Source organism: Mycobacterium sp. 2YAF39 (assembly GCF_052114565.1).
In the GTDB taxonomy this organism is placed as follows: Bacteria; Actinomycetota; Actinomycetes; order Mycobacteriales; family Mycobacteriaceae; genus Mycobacterium.
Window position 1 is genome coordinate 299,138 of the sequence record NZ_JBFREZ010000002.1, and the last position, 17,529, is coordinate 316,666.

The following is a 17,529-nucleotide window of genomic DNA, read 5'->3' on the forward strand; positions in this document are numbered from 1 at the left end:
CCCGTATGACTATTGATGGCAACCTCACATCCACTATGGTTACCGCGACGAATGTGGCTTCGATGTTTCGCGACCGCGTCCAGGCGTCGGCGGACAAGGTGGCCTTCCGTTATCTTGTTTCCGGCGAATGGGTCTCGGCGACCTGGCGGCACACCGCGGACCGCGTCGAGGCGCTGGCGGCAGGACTGCTGGCGCTTGGCATCGAGCCTGAGCAACGGGTCGGTATCTCGTCGAACACGCGATACGAGTGGATCCTGGCTGATCTGGCGATCATGTGTGCCGGGGCCGCCACCACCACCGTGTATCCCAGCTCCAACGCCGGCGACACCGCCTACATCCTGGCCGACTCGCAGTGCCGCATCGTCTTCGCCGAGGACACCGGGCAGCTGGCGAAGCTGACCCAACGCCGCGCCGAGTTGCCCGAAATCACCAAGGTGGTCCTGTTGGACGGCACCGACGACAGCGACTGGGTGATCACCCTGGCCGATCTGGACAAGTTGGGCGAGAAGTATCTGCTCGAGCATCCGACCGCGGTGCAGGCACGTAGCGACGCGATCACCCCGGGGCAGTTGGCGACCTTGATCTACACCTCAGGTACCACCGGACGGCCCAAAGGCGTGCGATTGCCGCATTCGGTCTGGGCGTACGAGGGGTCGGCAGTCGCGGGACTGAACATCCTCGGCGCGGACGATCTGCAGTTGTTGTGGTTGCCGATGGCGCACGCGTTCGGCAAAGTCCTGGTGACCACCCAGCTGGCGTGCGGGTTCGTCACCGCGATCGATGGTCGCGTGGACAAGATCGTCGACAACCTTGCGGTCGTCAGGCCGACGTTCATGGGGGCAGCACCCCGCATCTTCGAAAAGGCGCACGCTCGCATCGTCACCACCCAGCAGGCCAAGGGTGGCTTTCGGGCGCGGCTGTTCGCGGCCGCGTTCTCCGTAGGACTTGAGGTGGACCGCCGACGGCGCGGCGGCCGGGCCGTTCCGTTGCCAATGTCTTTGCTCCACAGGTTGTTCGACCGGCTGGTGTTCAGCAAGGTGCGTGAGGCATTCGGGGGGCGTATCCGGTTCTTCATCTCCGGCGCAGCACCGTTGAACCGCGACATCGGCGAGTGGTTCCACGCGGCTGGGCTGTTGATCCTGGAAGGGTACGGCTTGACCGAGACCACGGCCGGGGCGTGCATCAACCGGCCCGATCACTACAAGCTGGGCACCGTTGGCTTGCCCTTCGACGGTACGTCGCTACGCATCAGCGCCGACCAAGGGGAGATCCAGATCCGGGGCGGCGCAGTGATGGACGGCTATCACAACCTGCCCGACAAGACGGCGGACGCGTTCACCGACGACGGATGGCTGCGCACCGGAGACGTGGGCACGATCGACACCGACGGGTTCCTCACCGTCACCGGCCGGATCAAAGAGATCTTCAAGACGTCCGGTGGCAAATACATCGCTCCACCGGCCATCGAGGCGAAGTTCATGGCAATGTGTCCCTACGCCAGTCAGTTCTTGGTGTTCGGGGAGGCCCACAACTATTGCGTGGCGTTGATCGCCCTCGATGCCGACCTGATGTCTGTGTGGGCAGCCGAGAACGGTCTCACCGGCGTGACCTACGCGGAACTGGTCAAATCACCCGCAGTGCACGACATGATCGCCGGACACATCGATGCACTCAACGCCGAACTCAACCGATGGGAAACCGTCAAGAAATGGGCGCTGCTGGAGCACGATCTATCCGTCGAGGGCGGTGAGCTGACACCTTCACTGAAGGTCAAACGGTCGGTGGTCGCCGAACAGAACAAGCACATCCTCGATGCCCTCTACACCTGAGCGGCGCACGAACGTCGATTCGATCCCGACGAGAAATAGGCCGCCGCCTCATCCAGGTTCTGCTGCGCCGCCTCCGTCAGCCCCAATTCGAGCTCGAATTCGAATCCCCTGATCGCGAGGACGTGGACTGTCGGAAGGCGCTCGAAGCACTGCAGGCAGGTCGCCATGATCGCGGGGATCGAGATGGCGTGCGACGTGAAGCTGAAGTCCATTCGCGGCGCCGCGAGCTCCAGTGAGAACGTCGCCACAGAAGTGTCTTTGGTGGCATCGACGAACAACACGCGTTCCTTATTGCTGATCAGTTCGGCGTCCTCGAGCAGAAGCTGATAGCCGCGTTGTAACTCTGCGCTTGAGCAGAGTCCTTCGGCCTGAAGCCAATCGATGAACGCCCAGCCCAAGCCGTCGTCCTGCCGACCCACGTTGCCGATGCCGTAGATCAGGCAGGAGTCGTCGTCGAAGTCGTCAAGTCTCATGAGACGGAGGCCGAGCGGATACGTTCGTTGATCACGTTTCCCGCGGGATCGTGGACGGTGACGATCAGCGGCATCTGCCCGAAGGCATGTGTCGCGCAGCTCAGACATGGGTCGTAGGCACGGATCCCGACTTCGATGGCGTTCATCATGGCCTCGGTGATCACCGCGCGTCCCTCCAGATAGTCCTCGGCCACGGAGCGCACCGTGCGGTTGATGACCTGATTGTTGTGAGTGGTGGCCACAATCAGGTTGGCGAAGGTGATGTCGCCTCCGGCTCCGGCACGATAGTGATGGAGCAACGTCCCACGCGGGGCTTCGACGACACCGATGCCCTCACCGACCCACGCGTCGGCAGCGGGAGTCACAATCAGGTCCTCGTTCTGCAAATCAGGATCGCGCAACAATCCTTCGATCAGCTCTGCGGCGTGCAGAACTTCGATGGTCCGCGCCCAATTTGTATGCAACGTCATGTTATTCGCGACACCGCCGGTGTACGCGTGGAAGCGCTCGAGGGCCGCCTGAGCGCGCGGTGTCGGGAGCGATTTCGTGACATTCATCCGTCCGAGCGGCCCCACTCGGACCGAGCCGTCTTGTCTCCCCAAATCCTTCAGGAAGGGGAACTTCATGTACGTCCATTCTTCGACCGCTTCCGAAAAATGGTCGAGGTAGTCGTGATAATCGATCTCACGGACGACGTTCTTGTCCCCGTCGACGATGCGCAGCATGCCGTGGTAGTAGTCCACGTTGCCTTCGTCGTCGACCAGGGACATGTTGAGGGCGGGAACGTTCGCAAAGTCGTCCACCGCGCTTCGGTTCTTTTCGTGGAACTCGTAGAACAGTCGAAGACCGTCCTGCGCGTAGTCGATGATCTCGTCGATCGACGGGAGTCCCTCCTCGCCGTTGAGCAGACGGTCGCATTCGGCGCGGCTCAGATTCTTGTCGACACCTCCGGGCACCGAGCTGATGCCGTGCATTCTCCTGCCGAATACGGTCTTGATGACCTCCTGCCCCCACTTGCGCAGCATGATCACTCTTCGCATCAACGCCGGGTCGGCTTGGATGAGGCCAACGAGATTGCGCTGTTCAGGCGCAGCCTCCATGCCGAACATCATCTCGGGCACGACCAGATAGAAATACGCCGTCGCATGGGACTGCAGCATCTGCGCGTAGTGTCCGAGCCGGCGAATCTTCTCCGCCGTCGGTGTTATTCCGCCTCCCGTGTTCACGCCGACGCCGATCATGTCGTCGAGGACTTTGGCTCCGCACAGATGGTGGCTGACGAAGCAGATTCCGCAAATCCGCTGCATCAGCATGGGTGCCTCCCAGAACGGGTGGCCCTGAACGAACTTCTCGAAGCCTCGGAACTCGACAACATGCAGCCTGGCATCGACAACGTTGTTATCGTCGTCGAGGTACACGGTGACCTTGCCGTGGCCCTCGATCCGGGTGACGGGATCGATGATCAGTTTTCTGCTCACGCGAAGCCTCCGAGATCAGTCGTAATGATTGAGCGAGCGGGGCAGCGCAACCGGGCGCCCATCGATCAGATCCTCGAGGACCGTGAAGATGGCATCCGCATCCGGCGGACAGCCGGGGATGAAGTAGTCCATCTTGACCACTTCGTGACAGGGCGACACCTTTGTGGTGAGCCGTGGGATGTCGGGGTGGAAAGGGATGACGGGTGTGGCCCCCGGTACCGCAGTGGGCGAGTTGATGTAGGCCTCGGAGAGACAATCCTTCAACTCGAAGACATTGCGCATCGCTGGGACGCCGCCCCAGACGGCGCAGGCTCCGACGGAGATCAGGATGTCGCAGTTGTCCCGGAAATGCCGCAGCGTTTCGATGTTGTCCTCATTAGCGACACCACCTTCGATGAAGCCGATCGCGCAACGCTCGGTGATTCTCTTGATATCGGTGAGTGAAGACCGGTGGATGGTGACCTTCGTCAGGAGCGCGACGATCCGCTCGTCCATATCGAGGAACGACAGCGTGCATCCCCAGCAGCCACACAAGCCGATCATTGCCACGTTGATCTTGCCCTCGCGGGCCGCTGACAGCACTGGATCCGCTGGCGTTGACGACATTTCGTGCGATGCGAGTTCGTCGGTCACGGTGCACCAGAATCGTCTGCGGGGTCCAGCGCCCGTTCCCGGACGGATTGGACTTCGTACTTGCGCCGGCCGATCGGGACGTCGAATCCGACACCCTTCTCGAGGATGGCACCGACAGGGCAGATCTCGACGGCGTAGCGGACCTGCTCATCCGGCATCGCGTTGGCGCGCTCGGTATCGACTTCGATCCGTGACTCGGAACCGCGGTGGCTGATACTGAAGATCTTCTGGCCGGTTGCTTCATCGCGGACGAATTCCACGCAGCGTTGACAGAAGATGCAGCGATCCCGCTCCAGCCATATCTTCTCCGAAGCGTGGTCGCGCTCTCGTTGCGGGAACCGGTAGGGAAAGCGTGAGACCAACATGTCCACCTCATAGCCGACGGCCTGCAGTGTGCAGCGGCCACTCTTTTCACAACTCGGGCAATTGTGGTTGCCTTCGGTGAAGAGCAGCTCCACCAGCGCCTTGCGGATGTCAGCCGTTTCCGGTTCGTCGACCTCGACCGTCATGCCGTCCGAAACACGGACGGTGCACGCCGCGGCGACCGCGCCGTTCACCTTGACCGAGCACACCCGGCACGTCCCGAGGCACGGCTTGCCCCTGAGGTAGCACAGCGTCGGGATGTACACACCCGCATCGGCGGCAACATCGACCAGGTTGCAGTTCTCCTCGGTCGGCACCGATACTCCATCGATCTCGATGTGGATGGTCATGCTGTCCCGTCCGCCTCCAGTTCGGTCACTGCCTTGTCGTACCCGGCGAGGGCAGCGTCGAGATCAAACGAAAGTCGCAGTGCCCCTTCCTGGGTCCGCAACCTGCTCCGATAGATCTCGGGAAACTTCGCCATGGTCGTCAGAATGGGATTGGCCGCCGTGGCCCCGAGTCCGCACCGACTGGCCGAGCGCACCACCGCACCCCAATTCGCCATGTTGTCCAGATCCTCCTGGTTCGCGGCGCCCGTGATGACGAGGTTCACTTTGTCGTGCAAATTGACCGTGCCTGCGCGACAGGGAACACATATGCCGCAAGATTCGTCGGCGAAGAACTTCGTATAGTCCCTGACGGAGTCCAGCAGGTCACGGGTGCTATTGAAGATGGTCACGGCGCCATTGCACGGGATGTCCTCGTAGGCGATGCGGCGTCCGCCGTCCGCGGCCACCGACAGACACTCCCCCGATGGACCACTGATCTGGACGGCGCGGGCATCACGCGCGCCGACCATCATCAACACCTCGTCGAGGGTGATGCCCCATTCGACCTCGTAGACACCCGGACGGTCGCAGTCCCCGGCCACGCTCAACAGGCGGGCGCCCGCCGAGTCGGGTGTGCCCATTCGGCGGAACCATTCGGCTCCTTCCTCAACGACGCGGGTTGCGGCAGCGAAGGTCTCGACGTTGTTGACGCTGGTCGGCTTTCCGAGGTAGCCCTCTCGGACGGGGAAGGGCGGTTTCAGCCGGGGCGTGCCCCGTTTCCCTTCGCAGGACTCGATCAGCGCAGACTCTTCACCACAGACGTAGGAACCGGCGCCCATCTGGATACGGATGTCGAAGTCGAATCCTGGTCGTCCGCCGACACCGTATCCGAGGAGGCCGTCGTCACGTAATTGCTGAAGTTGACGTTCCAGATAGCGCTTGAGGTAGACGTATTCGGCACGGAGATACAGGATTCCGTGTCTACTTCCGATCGCGTAGGCCGCAATGACCATCCCCATGAAGACGTCTTTCGGCGATCGGGTCAGGAGCGCGCGGTCCTTGAACGTGCCCGGCTCCCCCTCATCGGCGTTGCAGATGACGTACTTCTCGTCGCCCGGCGCGGCCCTACACAACTGCCATTTCAGCCCGGTTCGAAACCCTGCACCGCCATACCCCCGCAGCCCCGATTCGGTGACAATGCCGATCGTCTGCTCGGGAGTACCGGCGAGGCAGTTCTTGAGCAATGTCGTGTAATCGGGCTCGCCACGGAAGAACACCGGCCCCCGCGTGTGGACGTTGGACTCCACCAGGGCGTCGACGTAGGCCAGGGCTTCGTCGGGTAACCCAGTCGGGTTCGCGATATCAGCGGCCGCTCTTCCCGTTTTCAACTGCGCGATGATGTCTGCGACGGATTCGGGCGTCAGGCGCGTGAACACCACGCTGCCGATCATCATGGCCGGTTCCTGATCGCTGAGCCCAATGCATGGCGTCTCGAACAGACCGAACATCCCCGTCTCATCGATCTCTCCGAAGCGGACCCCGGTCTCCCGCTCGAGCGCGTCGTACACCGCCTCATAGCCACGCAACTTCGCAATTACCGTGTTGCTCAGGTAAATCCGATGCCGCCCGGATGGCGTGCTGTGGAAGAAGTGATAGAAGGAGGCCGTCTCCACGATGTCCAGCGGGGACCGATTCAACGCGGTTGCCAGCTGCGGCAACAGCTCATCGGGAATATGGCCGTACAGATGCTGAACATCCCACAATATGTCGATCAGCCGGGTTCCGTCGTAGCGGTAGCGCCGGAGCACGATGTCGACGTCTGCGTTCATCTAGCGACGTTCGCCCGTCCGAATCCGATGCAGGACGCGTGCACGGCAACACGGCCGGCACCATGTATTCCAGTTGGCGCGATCGTCATCTGAAGATCCTCTCGGCCATCGATCGATGTCCCCCGGGCTGACTCACCGGTGTGCGTCACTCCAAGCTTGCGTACGCCAATGGGAGCAGCGGTGCCGCCGAAAAGATCCGCGACATTCCAGGGACATTCCACGGTCTCGACTCCCAGCGGAGCGCTACTGCCTAACGCACCGTCGTCAATTGCGAATCCGTCCACCTAGCAGTGTATCCCCGCCATTCACGATAGTGACCACAGCGCGGAGCGGCGGCCCCAGCGATTCCGCCGCCCCGGGCTGAGATGTCGGACGTCTACTTCGGGTTACCGTCGGACTTGGTCAGGGCCCGCTCGGCACTGTGGATCAGGTTGCGATTGAGCTGAAACTGCGCTGCGACGAGCTTGTCAGCCAGTTCGACCGCGGCATCAACGATCTGCGTGCGCAACGGTTGGACTGCCTGCGGTACCGCCTCGTCGACCGTTTGACGAAATGCCCGCAAAGCCTCGGCCGCAGCGTGCTGGCCGACCTTGGCCGCATCGCGCACATCGTCGAGAAGGTCGATCGAATGGGACGTCGCGTGCTGCGACTCAACTGCCTGGACCATGTGGATCCCTTCATAGTGGATTTGTTACCGCTGTCCACGCTATTGATCACCGCGGTCGGCCACTACAGACGAAGGTCCCTCTACTGGTGACGATAGTCCCCTTTGGATGGTGATTCCCAAGACTGCCCCGTGGTGCACTCACGCGTGTACGAGCGAGTGTGACTGACCCTGATTTCATTCAACTCACCCAATGACGGGCAGCCGTCGTTTGCGGGCGAGGGCGACCAAAGCGTGCTGCATCACCGCACGCACGTGGGCGTCGACCCGTCGCACCTCGGGGTCCTCTCCGAACTCGGCGGCGATGTCGATCGGGGGCAGCACCTGCGTGACGATCTTCGTGGGCAGCGGCATGTTGATCGGCAACACCGCGCTGAGGCCGAACGGGAACCCGATGGTGATCGGAAGAATGTTGGTCCGAAAGAGTCTGCGCTCAAACGCCGTCAGCCGCAGCACACGGGCGATCCGCCGCCCCCTGGTCAGATAGAACTGGTTCTCCTGCCCGCCGATCGACACCGCTGGAATGATGGGCACGCCGGCCTTGATCGCTGTGGTCACATACCCGGTGCGACCTCCGAAAGAGATGACGTTCTCCTGTGAGCTAGGTCGGTAGGCGTCGTAGTCGCCGCCGGGAAAGACCAGTACCACCGCGCCAGTCGCGAGTGCCTCGGCAGCGTGCTCGGGGGTGGCGCGGATAACGCCGGTACGCTCGAGAAAGCCAGCCAGCGGTCCGCGAAACATGTTGTCGTGAGCGAGCGCAAAGAGCGGGCGGTCGTATCCGAAGGTCCTGTAGTAGTCGACGGAGAGCACCGACATGTCGACGGTGATGAGCCCGCCGGAGTGGTTCGCCACCATCAGCGCCGGCCCGGGCGGAACGTGCTCCAGGCCGAGTACCTGAGAACGGAAGTAGGTCTTCATGATCGGGCGGTGCAGATCCACCACGCGCTTGGTCAGCCAGGGGTCCCACTTCTCGACTACCGAACGCTCGTCGTCGGACATCTACTCGGCGCCGTAGTACCCGAGCCGCAGCTGATCGGCGATCTCCTTGACGAGCGGCATTCGCATGTTGGTGCGGTTCCCGAGGTCCTCGACCGCGGGCATCGCGAGTTCGGTATTCGCTTGTGTCGGTGTCATTCTCGAGCCTCGTAAGATCCAGGCGAGTGGGCTGGGCGCACCGGTTCCCGGTCCGCGGGGACCATTGACATATCACCGGATGTGGTCCGCGGTGGCACGACGCGCAACGCCAGCACGCCGAGTGCCAGCACCGACACGACAGGAGTGACTAACAGCAGTATCGCCCAGGCCAGCTCGAAGCCTGCACCGCTGAGTGCCTTCACCAGCGTGAAGATCGCGACGATCCAGCTCATCCCGCCCGCGGCAGCCGCGACGACCAGGGCGACGGCCACCGCACGCCCAAGCCCGTAATGCCTATATCCCGTCAACGCCAACAGCGTCGCCGTGGGAGCCAGCATGACCGCCGCACCGAGCCACGGCATGTCCGCTCCGAGTCGCAACCCCGGCACGAGCATCAGCGCCGCGAGGCCCGCGGCGCAGACGATGCCGGCCACGGCGACGCCTCGACCATCCATCGACGTCACCGCGCCAACCCCATCGAGCCAGCATTCTTTCGAACGTAATCGGCGTTCCAGAGTTCATCGAACCCCAGTTGGTCAGCCACAGGGTGCCCTTCGTTATGCCAGCGGGCACTCGCCGCGGCGCGCCTCCACTTTTCGCTCACTTACCAGCCCTGGATAGGGACTTTGGACACCAGATCGTGATCGCCCGAGCGGCCCCAGCGCGCCACACGGGGAGTTCAATTGAACTGCGGGCCGGGGACCATGGACCCTAGGTTTGTCCGGCCGTCCGGTCGACCATGGTCCGCATGACCACCTCTGATTACGGCCCACTTCTCATCGACTCAGCGATGCCCGCCTACGACGCCGTGATTGCCGAGCACATGGTGGTAGCAGCCGGTCCGGCAACGACATTCGCCGCGGCACGCGAACTCGACCTGCTCACCGTGCACTCACCATTGCTGGACGCGTCGATGTGGATACGAGGACTGCCGGCCCGACTCACCGGCCAAGCTGCGCCGACCGCGCCCACACTCGTCATCGACGCGGACATGTCACTGCCGGGATGGACATTCCTCGGCGAACGCTCGAACCGTGAGATCGCCTTCGGCGCCATCGGTAGATTCTGGCAGCCCACCATCGAGTGGCTCGATGTGCCGGTGGCCGACTTCGGTGGTTTCGACGAACCTGGTTGGGGCAAGATCGCCGCGAACTTCTCTGTCCTGCCCTACGGCACCTCTGCGACGCTGCTCACGTACGAATGTCGGACGGTGACAACAGATCCCGACTCCCGTCGCCGGTTTCTGCGCTACTGGCGCCTGATCCGGCCCTTCGTCGGCCACGTCCTACGGGCCACTCTTCGGCAGATCGCGACCAACGCCGAGGCGTCCTCAGCACCCGAAACCACCCAGTTGAGGCCAGCCAGATGACCCACATTCTCATCGCGTTCGGATCCAAGCCCGGCGGTGCCACCTAAGCCCCGATGCCAGCGGGTTCCCGGCCCGCGCGATGGCGAAGACCAGGCCGGACATCACAATTAGCCGGCGTGACTGAATCGTGCTGCTCGCCGGTGTATGCGGTGTTCGCGTCCGCGGGTGCGGGAAGGCTGACCAGCCAACTCGATGGGCTCGCCGTAGAACACCTTCTTGGTCAGCTCGATGAGCACCAGGTATGCCACGGCCATCAACCCGAGCGCGGTGAAGAAGAGCCATGGCAGTGCGGTGAATCCCAGTGCAGCGGCGAGTGGGGAGAAGGTCAGGACGACACCGACAACGATCACCGTGATCGTCGCCAACGTCAAGATCCCAGAGGGTCTGCTGCGGTAGAACGGGATTCGTCGGGTGCGGATCGCGAAGATGATCAACGTCTGCGTCGCAAGGGATTCGACGAACCAACCCGTACGGAACTCGACCGGTCCCGCGTGCAACACGCCCAGCATGAGACCGAAGGTCAGGAAGTCGAACAATGAACTGATCGGCCCGAACGTGAGCATGAAGCGGCGGATGAATCCGATATTCCAGTGCGCAGGAGCATGCAGTTGTTCAGCGTCGACGCGGTCGGTGGGGATGGCGAGTTGAGAGCTGTCGTAGAGCAGGTTGTTGAGCAGGATCTGGCCGGGCAGCATCGGCAGGAAGGTCAGCACCGCAGAGGCCGCCGCCGCACTGAACATGTTGCCGAAATTGCTTGAGGTGCCCATCAGCACGTACTTGATGGTGTTGGCGAAGATGCGTCGACCTTCCGCCACGCCGGTCGCCAGGACCCCGAGGTCCTTCTCCATCAGCACCACGTCGGCCGCATCCTTGGCGACGTCAGTGGCCGTGTCCACTGAGATTCCGACATCCGCCGCGTGCAGGGCGAGCGCATCGTTGACGCCGTCGCCGAGGAAGGCCACCGAGCGCGCCCGTCGTCGTGCCGACCCGATCAGCCGTGCCTTCTGCTCGGGAGTGATGCGGGCGAAAATGCTGCAATTCTGGGCTTTTTCGTCGAATGCCGCATCGTCCAGAGACTCCAACTCCGCACCGGTTACGGTGCCCTTGCTCGTCAAACCCAGATCAGCGCAGACCTTCTCCGCGACCTGGGGGTTGTCTCCGGTGGCGACCTTGACTTCGATACCCAATGCAGCCAGCGACGCAAGGGAATCACGAGCGGCAGCCTTGGGCTCGTCGGAAAAGACCAGGAAGCCGTTCAGCGTCAATTCACATTCGTCACCCGGGGTGATCGACGACAGCTCGGTGGCCGGCTTGCTGGCGACGGCCACCACCCGCCGGCCGTCCGCGAATAGTGCCGACAGCGTTGGTGCCACCGAGTCGGGCACCGCGGTGCAGTTGGCAACGACCTGCTCCGGGGCCCCCTTGACCACAAGTACGCGCTGGCCTCCATTGCCGATGAGTGCCGACGCCGCGCGGCGCCTGTGGTCGAACGGCAGCGATGCCACGAGCTCCAAACTCCCCGTGGTGAGTTGCGCAGCGCGCGGCGCCTCCCACAGCGCGGAATCCAGTGCATTTCCGGATCCGCCGCCTGCGGCTGGGTCGACCGCGGTAGCCATGAGGCCCAACCGAAGAACCCCGTCGGACGACTGCCCCTCGGGGTCCACCGCGTCGACGAGGGTGATGTGTCCGTCGGTCAGCGTGCCCGTCTTGTCGGTGATCAGCAAGTCGATGTCACCAAGGTCCTCGATGCACACCAGCCTCTTGACCAGAACCTTCTGTTTGATGAGTCGGCGCGCGCCCGTCGCCAGACTTGTGCTGACGACAGCTGGCAGCAGTTGGGGCGTGATGCCCACCGCGATCGCCAACGCGAACAGAACCGATTCGATGATGGGCCGGTGCAGCAGCAGATTGGTGATCAATATGACGGCAGTCAACGTGAGCGCTACCCAGAGCAGTAGGTAGGAGAACTTGCGCAGGCCAACCTGAAAGGCCGTCTCGGGTTGGCGCTCACCGAGTCCGGCGGCGATGCGGCCGAATTGCGCGTCGGCTCCGGTTGCGTAGACGATCCCGCATCCTGCCCCGGCGCTGACGACGGTGCCCATGAAGGCGACGTCGTTCCAATCCGCCAGTGCACCGCCCGGATTGACCGGTTCGGACCACTTTTCGGCGGCGGTCGATTCACCGGTCAGGATGCTCTCGTTGCATTCCAGCCCGGAAATTTCGATCAGCCGTATGTCGGCGGGCACCACCTCACCCAAACTGAGCCTCACGACGTCGCCGGGCACCAGGTGGGTAACGTCGACTTCGGTGAAATGCCCGTCGCGTCGAACAGCGGCGGTGTGGTGCAGGCTCGAATGGAGTTCCGCAGCAGCGCGTTCGGCCCGGTACTCGTTGAAGAATCCCAGCCCGACGCTGGCCACCAGAATTACACCGATGATGATCGCTTGGGTGCCGTCACCGAGGACGAACGACAGCGCTGCGGTGGCTGCCAGCAGAATGAGAAGGGCGCTGCGGAGTTGACGACCGAGCACGGCGAGGGCGCTGACCCGATGCGTGCGAACGGCATTGGGTCCGTGGCTCGTCAGACGCGCCGACGCCTCGACACTGGACAGCCCCTCAGTCGAGCTGTGCAACCATCCCAGCACGTCTCCCAATGCAGCTGCAGCCACCCGATCCGTGGCGAGCGCTGCTTCGGTGCCGGTTGTCCCCGGTTGCGCAGGAGCAGAACCGAGTGCTCTCGTCACTCGTCTACTCCCCGGCCGTCACGGCTGCAGGATCGGCCGTAGTGCGTGAAGCACGGCAGGATCCTCGATCGTCGAGGGCATGGGCTCGTCCTTGCCGTGGGCGATGCCCCGCATCGTCTTGCGGAGGATCTTGCCCGAGCGGGTCTTCGGCAGCGCCGCGACGACATCAACGAGCTTGAAGCACGCCACCGCTCCGATCTCGTCGCGGACCGACTTCACCAGGTCTGCGGCCAAACCATCGGCCGAAGCGCCGGCCTTCAACACCACCAGGCCACGCGGAACCTGACCCTTGATCTCGTCGGCGACGCCGATCACCGCGCACTCTGCCACAGCAGGATGGGTGGCGAGCACGGACTCGATCGAGCCCGTCGAAAGGCGATGTCCGGCAACGTTGATCACGTCATCGACACGACCCATCACGAACAGATACCCGTCCTCGTCGAGATATCCTCCATCACCGGTGAGGTAGTACCCGGGATGCTCGCACAGATAGGACGCCTGGTAGCGGGCATCGTCGCCCCATAGTGTCGGCAGCGTGCCTGGCGGTAACGGGAGCCTCAGGCATACGACGCCCTCCTCGCCCGCTTCACAGGGGTCGCCGTCGGCGTGCAGGATGTGCACGTCGTAGCCCGGCATGGGCACCGTTGGTGAACCGGCCTTGAACGGCAGCGCTTCCACCCCCATCGGGTTGGCGGCGATCGCCCACCCCGTCTCGGTCTGCCACCAATGATCGACGACAGGGATGCCCAGCTTCTGCAATGCCCAGTGGTACGTGTCGGGGTCCAGCCGCTCGCCGGCCAAGAATAGATACTTCAGCGAGGTCAGGTCGTGTTGAGAGATGTAGGTGCCGTCCGGATCCTCCTTGCGGATCGCCCGGATGGCCGTCGGCGCGGTGAAGAGCACCTTCACGTGATGCTCAGCGGCCACCCGCCAGAACGCACCGGGGTCGGGGGTGCCTACCGGCTTGCCTTCGTAGAGAACCGTTGTCGCCCCGAGGAGGAGCGGGCCGTACACGATGTAGGAATGGCCGACCACCCAGCCCACATCGGAAGCGGCCCAGAACACCTCACCGGGGTGCATGTCGTAGATGTGGCGCATGCTCCACAGCAGGGCCACCGCATGTCCTCCGTTGTCGCGGACGACGCCCTTCGGCGTCCCTGTCGTGCCCGAGGTGTAGAGCACGTACAGCGGGTCGGTGGCTGCGACCGGCACCGGATCGGTGGGCTCCGCGGTGGCCATCAGGTCGTGCCAGTCCAGATCGCGGCCCTCGGTTAGGCTGCAGCGCAGCCGATCCCGTTGCACGATGACGCAGGCGCGGGGCGGGTGCTGCGCCGTGTCGAGCGCAGCGTCGAGCATCGGCTTGTACTCCACGGTGCGGGAGGGTTCGATCCCGCAGGAAGCCGAGACGACGACCACCGGGCGGGCGTCGTCGATTCGGGTGGCGAGTTCGTGCGGTGCGAAACCCCCGAACACCACAGAGTGCACCGCGCCGATCCGCGCGCACGCCAGCATGGTGATGACGGCCTCGGGAATCATCGGCATGTACACCACGACTCGATCGCCCTTGCCGACCCCAAGCTCGTGAAGCACCCCGGCGAACCGTGCGGTCTCGTCCAGCAGTTCGGCGTATGTGTAGGTGCGTTGCGTACCCGCCACCGGGGAGTCGTAGATCAATGCCGGTTGATCCGCACGACCGTCGGCTACGTGGCGATCCAAAGCATTCGCGCACGTATTCAGTTCGGCGTCGGGGAACCATCGGTAGTACGGCGGGTTGGCGTCGTCGAGGATCCTACGGGGCTCACGGATCCAGGTCACGTCCCGCGCGGCGTCGGCCCAGAATGCGTCCGGGTCGGCGATGCTCGTCTCGAAGAGAGGGGGATACCGTCGGGCTCCATCATCGCGTGCCGTCGCGAGCCGGTCCGAAAGATCTGCACCGTAGGGCATTTCGCATTCCTCATCGCATGAACGGTGGCCTCGGCGATCAGGGCCGGTTCAAATGTATCCATTCCGGAGGCAATCTGAACGAGGCCGTTGGTCCCTACGCGGGAGTCCAAAGGTCCCGACCGCTGTGGATGGCAAGTGCTCATCGTGGATCCTCACACGCATACGGCACCGATATCCACGGGCATTTCGGCGACCTCGAACAGCCTCTCCGCGTCGGCCCGTGTGCACGGGGCAGTGCCGGGCGTCAGCACCATCGCTGCGCCAGCGGCGATACCGAAACGTACCGAGTCGCTCAGTGACCACCCCCTGGTCAGACCCACCGTGATCGCCGACGTCATCGCATCTCCTGCCCCAACACCACTGACGCCACGCACGGGAATTGCCGAAAAGCGCTTGCTCTCACCGGAAGTAGCGAGCAACGCGCCCTCCGATCCCAGCGATACGACCACGGCTTGGGCGCGGCCGCAATCAACGAGCTCGTGCGCCGCGGCCATCTGCTCTGATTCAGTGACAAGTTCGCGCCCAACGCATTCCCGTAATTCTCTTACGCTCGCCTTCAGCAGGAACACACCGGAGGTGATGTTCCTGAGGCCACCGCCGGATGTGTCCAGAACCAATCGCACCCCGAGATCCCGGCAGACCGCAGCCACGTGCTGATAGAAATCGCTGGGTGCGCCCGGCGGAAGACTTCCGCTCGCCACAACAAAACTGGCCGACGTGGCCAGGCGGCGAAGTTCAACGAGGCACTGCTGTAATTCGACATTCGTCAGGGAGGGCCCCGGGAGCACGAACCGGTATTGCAGGCCGGTGCTGATCTCGTCGATCGTGAAACTTTCGCGGGTCGAACCTTCGATCTTGATGCGGTGAAAGTGAACCCCCCGCGCATCAAGGAGATCGCCAAACACGTCGCCGGTTGCGCCGCCCGCTGGAAACACCGCTGTGACCGCTGCACCGAGGCTACGAGCGACTTGCGCCACATTGACACCGCCGCCGCCCGGGTCGTACCGAACCCCGCTGCAGCGGACCTTGTCCGTTGGCCGAACCACATCGGCGTCGGTGGTGATATCGAGCGCCGGGTTCATCGTCAACGTGACGATCGAATCCATGGACCTGCCTCCTCGGTTCGCGAGCCGCCACTAATCCGACTACATCGCGGCCGCTGACAGTAGAGGCCGAAGTCCCAGGTGTAGGAGCCATTCGGCCGCGACATCAGAAGCGAGGCTTCGACATGTACAGCGTGATCTTGGCCGGGAGGCGACGGCCGTCGGATTCCAGCGGCGCAGTACCTGAGAAGAGACCCCAGCAAGGGTCGATGACAGTACAGCCCTAAAGCGTTCGCACCGACGTGTTTAGAAGTCCCAGTCCTCGTCTTCGGTGTTGACGGCCTTGCCGATGACGTACGAGGACCCCGAGCCGGAGAAGAAGTCGCGGTTCTGCACAGTTACCTGGCCAGAGAGTCAAAAGTGCGATCTAACTGTGAAAACTCATGACCGCCGATTACTCCAGATAACCTGGATGATCACAAGATGTGGGCAAAATGTGGGCACAGGATCACTGTTTGGTGGCCACAGCCCTAAATGTTGATACGCCAGATCCCCACACTTTGGGTCTCGCTCTTCTCCAATGCTTTCGCAGCGCTGCAGGGCGATTCATCCGCGTGTAATAGCTCCCGACGGTGATCGGACTCGGCGCGCTGGCGTTGCCGGGCCAGCCGGTCGGGAGACCACTTGCTCATCTCGCGGCGCTGGCCTCTGCCCACAGACGCACAGCGCGCATGTGCAGCCTGAGTCCCAGCGACAGTGCGTCGCGGATGATCACCGGGTTTGCCGACCATTTAATCGACATCAGCCCATCTTCGCCGATCTCCCCGTGCTCAACTTTGGAACCCGCCCAAGCGCGGGACATCGACGGGTGCGACATCCCGCTGATGAAGAACCAGACGCTCGCGCTGTATCGACCTTGCCAGTGGCTATCGTTCCCGGGGGCCTGTCCACGGTCGCGGTCGTACTCCTGGGCTATGGCTTCGCTGATCACCGTGTCCCACCCGCCGGGCACTGGGTGTTCAAACTCCGACTGGTCGATATCTAGGGCATGAGCCGCGTCGCAAAGACGTTTCCAGCGCTGTGCCCGGTCTTGCGCGGCACCCGCAAGAACCTTGGCGACATGAGAGCGCTGCTCATGGCTATCGGCTTCGTGTGGAGCAGTAGCAACCTTGAAATACCTACCATCGTGGTCCATCTCCATCTTCTCCAGCTGTAACAACCTCCGGAGGCGTTCGCGCCGCTCGATAGGACCCAGCAGCCACACGGTCTGAGCGCTCGATTCAATCACCCCACGTATTAGCGGGTAGGTCGCAACTCTCGGTACTTCTAGGACACCTGGGCCTGGCCGCATAATCCGGTACAAGCCCTTCAGGAAGTCTGCCGATCCCGCGAGGTAGTTGTGGGACATCATCGGCAGGTTGAGTAGGTCCGGTGCCGCGTCCCTATCCTCAGCCATCTGACTACCGTTGTTAATGGGGGCTGGTTTTGCGCCTATTGTGATGGGGACCTTCTGGAGGAGTCGGAATAGCGACTCGTGGGGATCGTCAGTCTCCATGGGGTTCAGTTGTGTAGCCGGGTCAAGATCCTCAGGCCATGCAGACCACTCCGTGTTGAGGGTAAAAGAAGCACCGTCACTCATGTTTGCCGACGATAGCGCGACATTGAGCAGCGGCCGACAAAGGACAAGGCCGCCACAG

General features: G+C 63.0%; 15 protein-coding genes and 1 pseudogene. 2 read left to right on the plus strand and 14 right to left on the minus strand.

Annotation, left to right across the window (positions count from 1 at the left end):
* Positions 1 to 62 precede the first annotated feature (62 nt).
* Positions 63 to 1,829 carry an AMP-dependent synthetase/ligase gene (locus tag AB4Z42_RS06895; RefSeq protein ID WP_442008386.1) on the plus strand — a complete coding sequence of 589 codons (1,767 nt, stop codon included), beginning with the start codon at positions 63 to 65 and terminating at the stop codon, positions 1,827 to 1,829.
* Here AB4Z42_RS06895 and AB4Z42_RS06900 read toward each other — a convergent pair.
* From AB4Z42_RS06900 to AB4Z42_RS06940, 9 genes are all read right to left on the minus strand, one after another.
* Positions 1,820 to 2,302: a hydrogenase maturation protease gene (locus AB4Z42_RS06900; RefSeq protein WP_442008387.1), complete on the minus strand. Its 483-nt coding sequence runs from the start codon at positions 2,300 to 2,302 to the stop codon at positions 1,820 to 1,822. The genes AB4Z42_RS06895 and AB4Z42_RS06900 overlap by 10 nt on opposite strands.
* Complete coding sequence (locus AB4Z42_RS06905) at positions 2,299 to 3,780, minus strand: Ni/Fe hydrogenase subunit alpha (RefSeq protein WP_442008388.1); 1,482 nt, start codon at positions 3,778 to 3,780, stop codon at positions 2,299 to 2,301. Before AB4Z42_RS06905 ends, AB4Z42_RS06900 begins: the two co-directional genes overlap by 4 nt.
* 15 nt (positions 3,781 to 3,795) lie before the next feature.
* Positions 3,796 to 4,413 (minus strand): NADP oxidoreductase, encoded by a 618-nt coding sequence (locus AB4Z42_RS06910; RefSeq protein ID WP_442008389.1) that lies wholly within the window; start codon positions 4,411 to 4,413, stop codon positions 3,796 to 3,798.
* Positions 4,410 to 5,126 (minus strand): 2Fe-2S iron-sulfur cluster-binding protein, encoded by a 717-nt coding sequence (locus tag AB4Z42_RS06915; RefSeq protein ID WP_442008390.1) that lies wholly within the window; start codon positions 5,124 to 5,126, stop codon positions 4,410 to 4,412. Before AB4Z42_RS06915 ends, AB4Z42_RS06910 begins: the two co-directional genes overlap by 4 nt.
* Entirely contained in the window at positions 5,123 to 6,934 is a 1,812-nt protein-coding gene (locus tag AB4Z42_RS06920) for an NAD(P)H-dependent oxidoreductase subunit E (RefSeq protein ID WP_442008391.1), read from the minus strand. Before AB4Z42_RS06920 ends, AB4Z42_RS06915 begins: the two co-directional genes overlap by 4 nt.
* A 376-nt stretch (positions 6,935 to 7,310) precedes the next feature.
* Positions 7,311 to 7,601 carry a hypothetical protein gene (locus AB4Z42_RS06925; RefSeq protein WP_442008392.1) on the minus strand — a complete coding sequence of 97 codons (291 nt, stop codon included), beginning with the start codon at positions 7,599 to 7,601 and terminating at the stop codon, positions 7,311 to 7,313.
* Positions 7,602 to 7,784: 183 nt separating this feature from the next.
* Positions 7,785 to 8,597 (minus strand): 1-acyl-sn-glycerol-3-phosphate acyltransferase, encoded by an 813-nt coding sequence (locus AB4Z42_RS06930; protein ID WP_442008393.1) that lies wholly within the window; start codon positions 8,595 to 8,597, stop codon positions 7,785 to 7,787.
* On the minus strand, positions 8,598 to 8,732 hold the full coding sequence (locus AB4Z42_RS06935) for a hypothetical protein (RefSeq protein WP_442008394.1): 135 nt from the start codon (positions 8,730 to 8,732) through the stop codon (positions 8,598 to 8,600).
* Positions 8,729 to 9,187 carry a hypothetical protein gene (locus AB4Z42_RS06940; RefSeq protein WP_442008865.1) on the minus strand — a complete coding sequence of 153 codons (459 nt, stop codon included), beginning with the start codon at positions 9,185 to 9,187 and terminating at the stop codon, positions 8,729 to 8,731. Before AB4Z42_RS06940 ends, AB4Z42_RS06935 begins: the two co-directional genes overlap by 4 nt.
* Before the next feature lie 293 nt (positions 9,188 to 9,480).
* Between AB4Z42_RS06940 and AB4Z42_RS06945 the strand changes: the two genes are divergently transcribed.
* Complete coding sequence (locus tag AB4Z42_RS06945) at positions 9,481 to 10,101, plus strand: hypothetical protein (RefSeq protein WP_442008395.1); 621 nt, start codon at positions 9,481 to 9,483, stop codon at positions 10,099 to 10,101.
* A 107-nt stretch (positions 10,102 to 10,208) separates the two neighbouring features.
* Here the strand turns inward: AB4Z42_RS06945 and mgtA are convergent, their stop codons facing one another.
* The 5 genes and pseudogenes from mgtA to AB4Z42_RS06970 form a co-directional block, all read right to left on the minus strand.
* Positions 10,209 to 12,845, minus strand: coding sequence for a magnesium-translocating P-type ATPase (mgtA, locus tag AB4Z42_RS06950; RefSeq protein WP_442008396.1), 2,637 nt, complete (start codon positions 12,843 to 12,845; stop codon positions 10,209 to 10,211).
* A gap of 18 nt (positions 12,846 to 12,863) precedes the next feature.
* Entirely contained in the window at positions 12,864 to 14,789 is a 1,926-nt protein-coding gene (locus AB4Z42_RS06955) for a propionyl-CoA synthetase (protein ID WP_442008397.1), read from the minus strand.
* 152 nt (positions 14,790 to 14,941) lie between these two features.
* Entirely contained in the window at positions 14,942 to 15,895 is a 954-nt protein-coding gene (locus AB4Z42_RS06960) for a 1-phosphofructokinase family hexose kinase (RefSeq protein ID WP_442008398.1), read from the minus strand.
* A 243-nt stretch (positions 15,896 to 16,138) separates the two neighbouring features.
* Positions 16,139 to 16,225 (minus strand): annotated as a pseudogene (locus AB4Z42_RS06965) (hypothetical protein); the annotation flags it as partial.
* Positions 16,226 to 16,520: 295 nt separating this feature from the next.
* Entirely contained in the window at positions 16,521 to 17,288 is a 768-nt protein-coding gene (locus AB4Z42_RS06970) for a hypothetical protein (protein WP_442008399.1), read from the minus strand.
* Between the last annotated feature and the right edge of the window lie 241 nt (positions 17,289 to 17,529).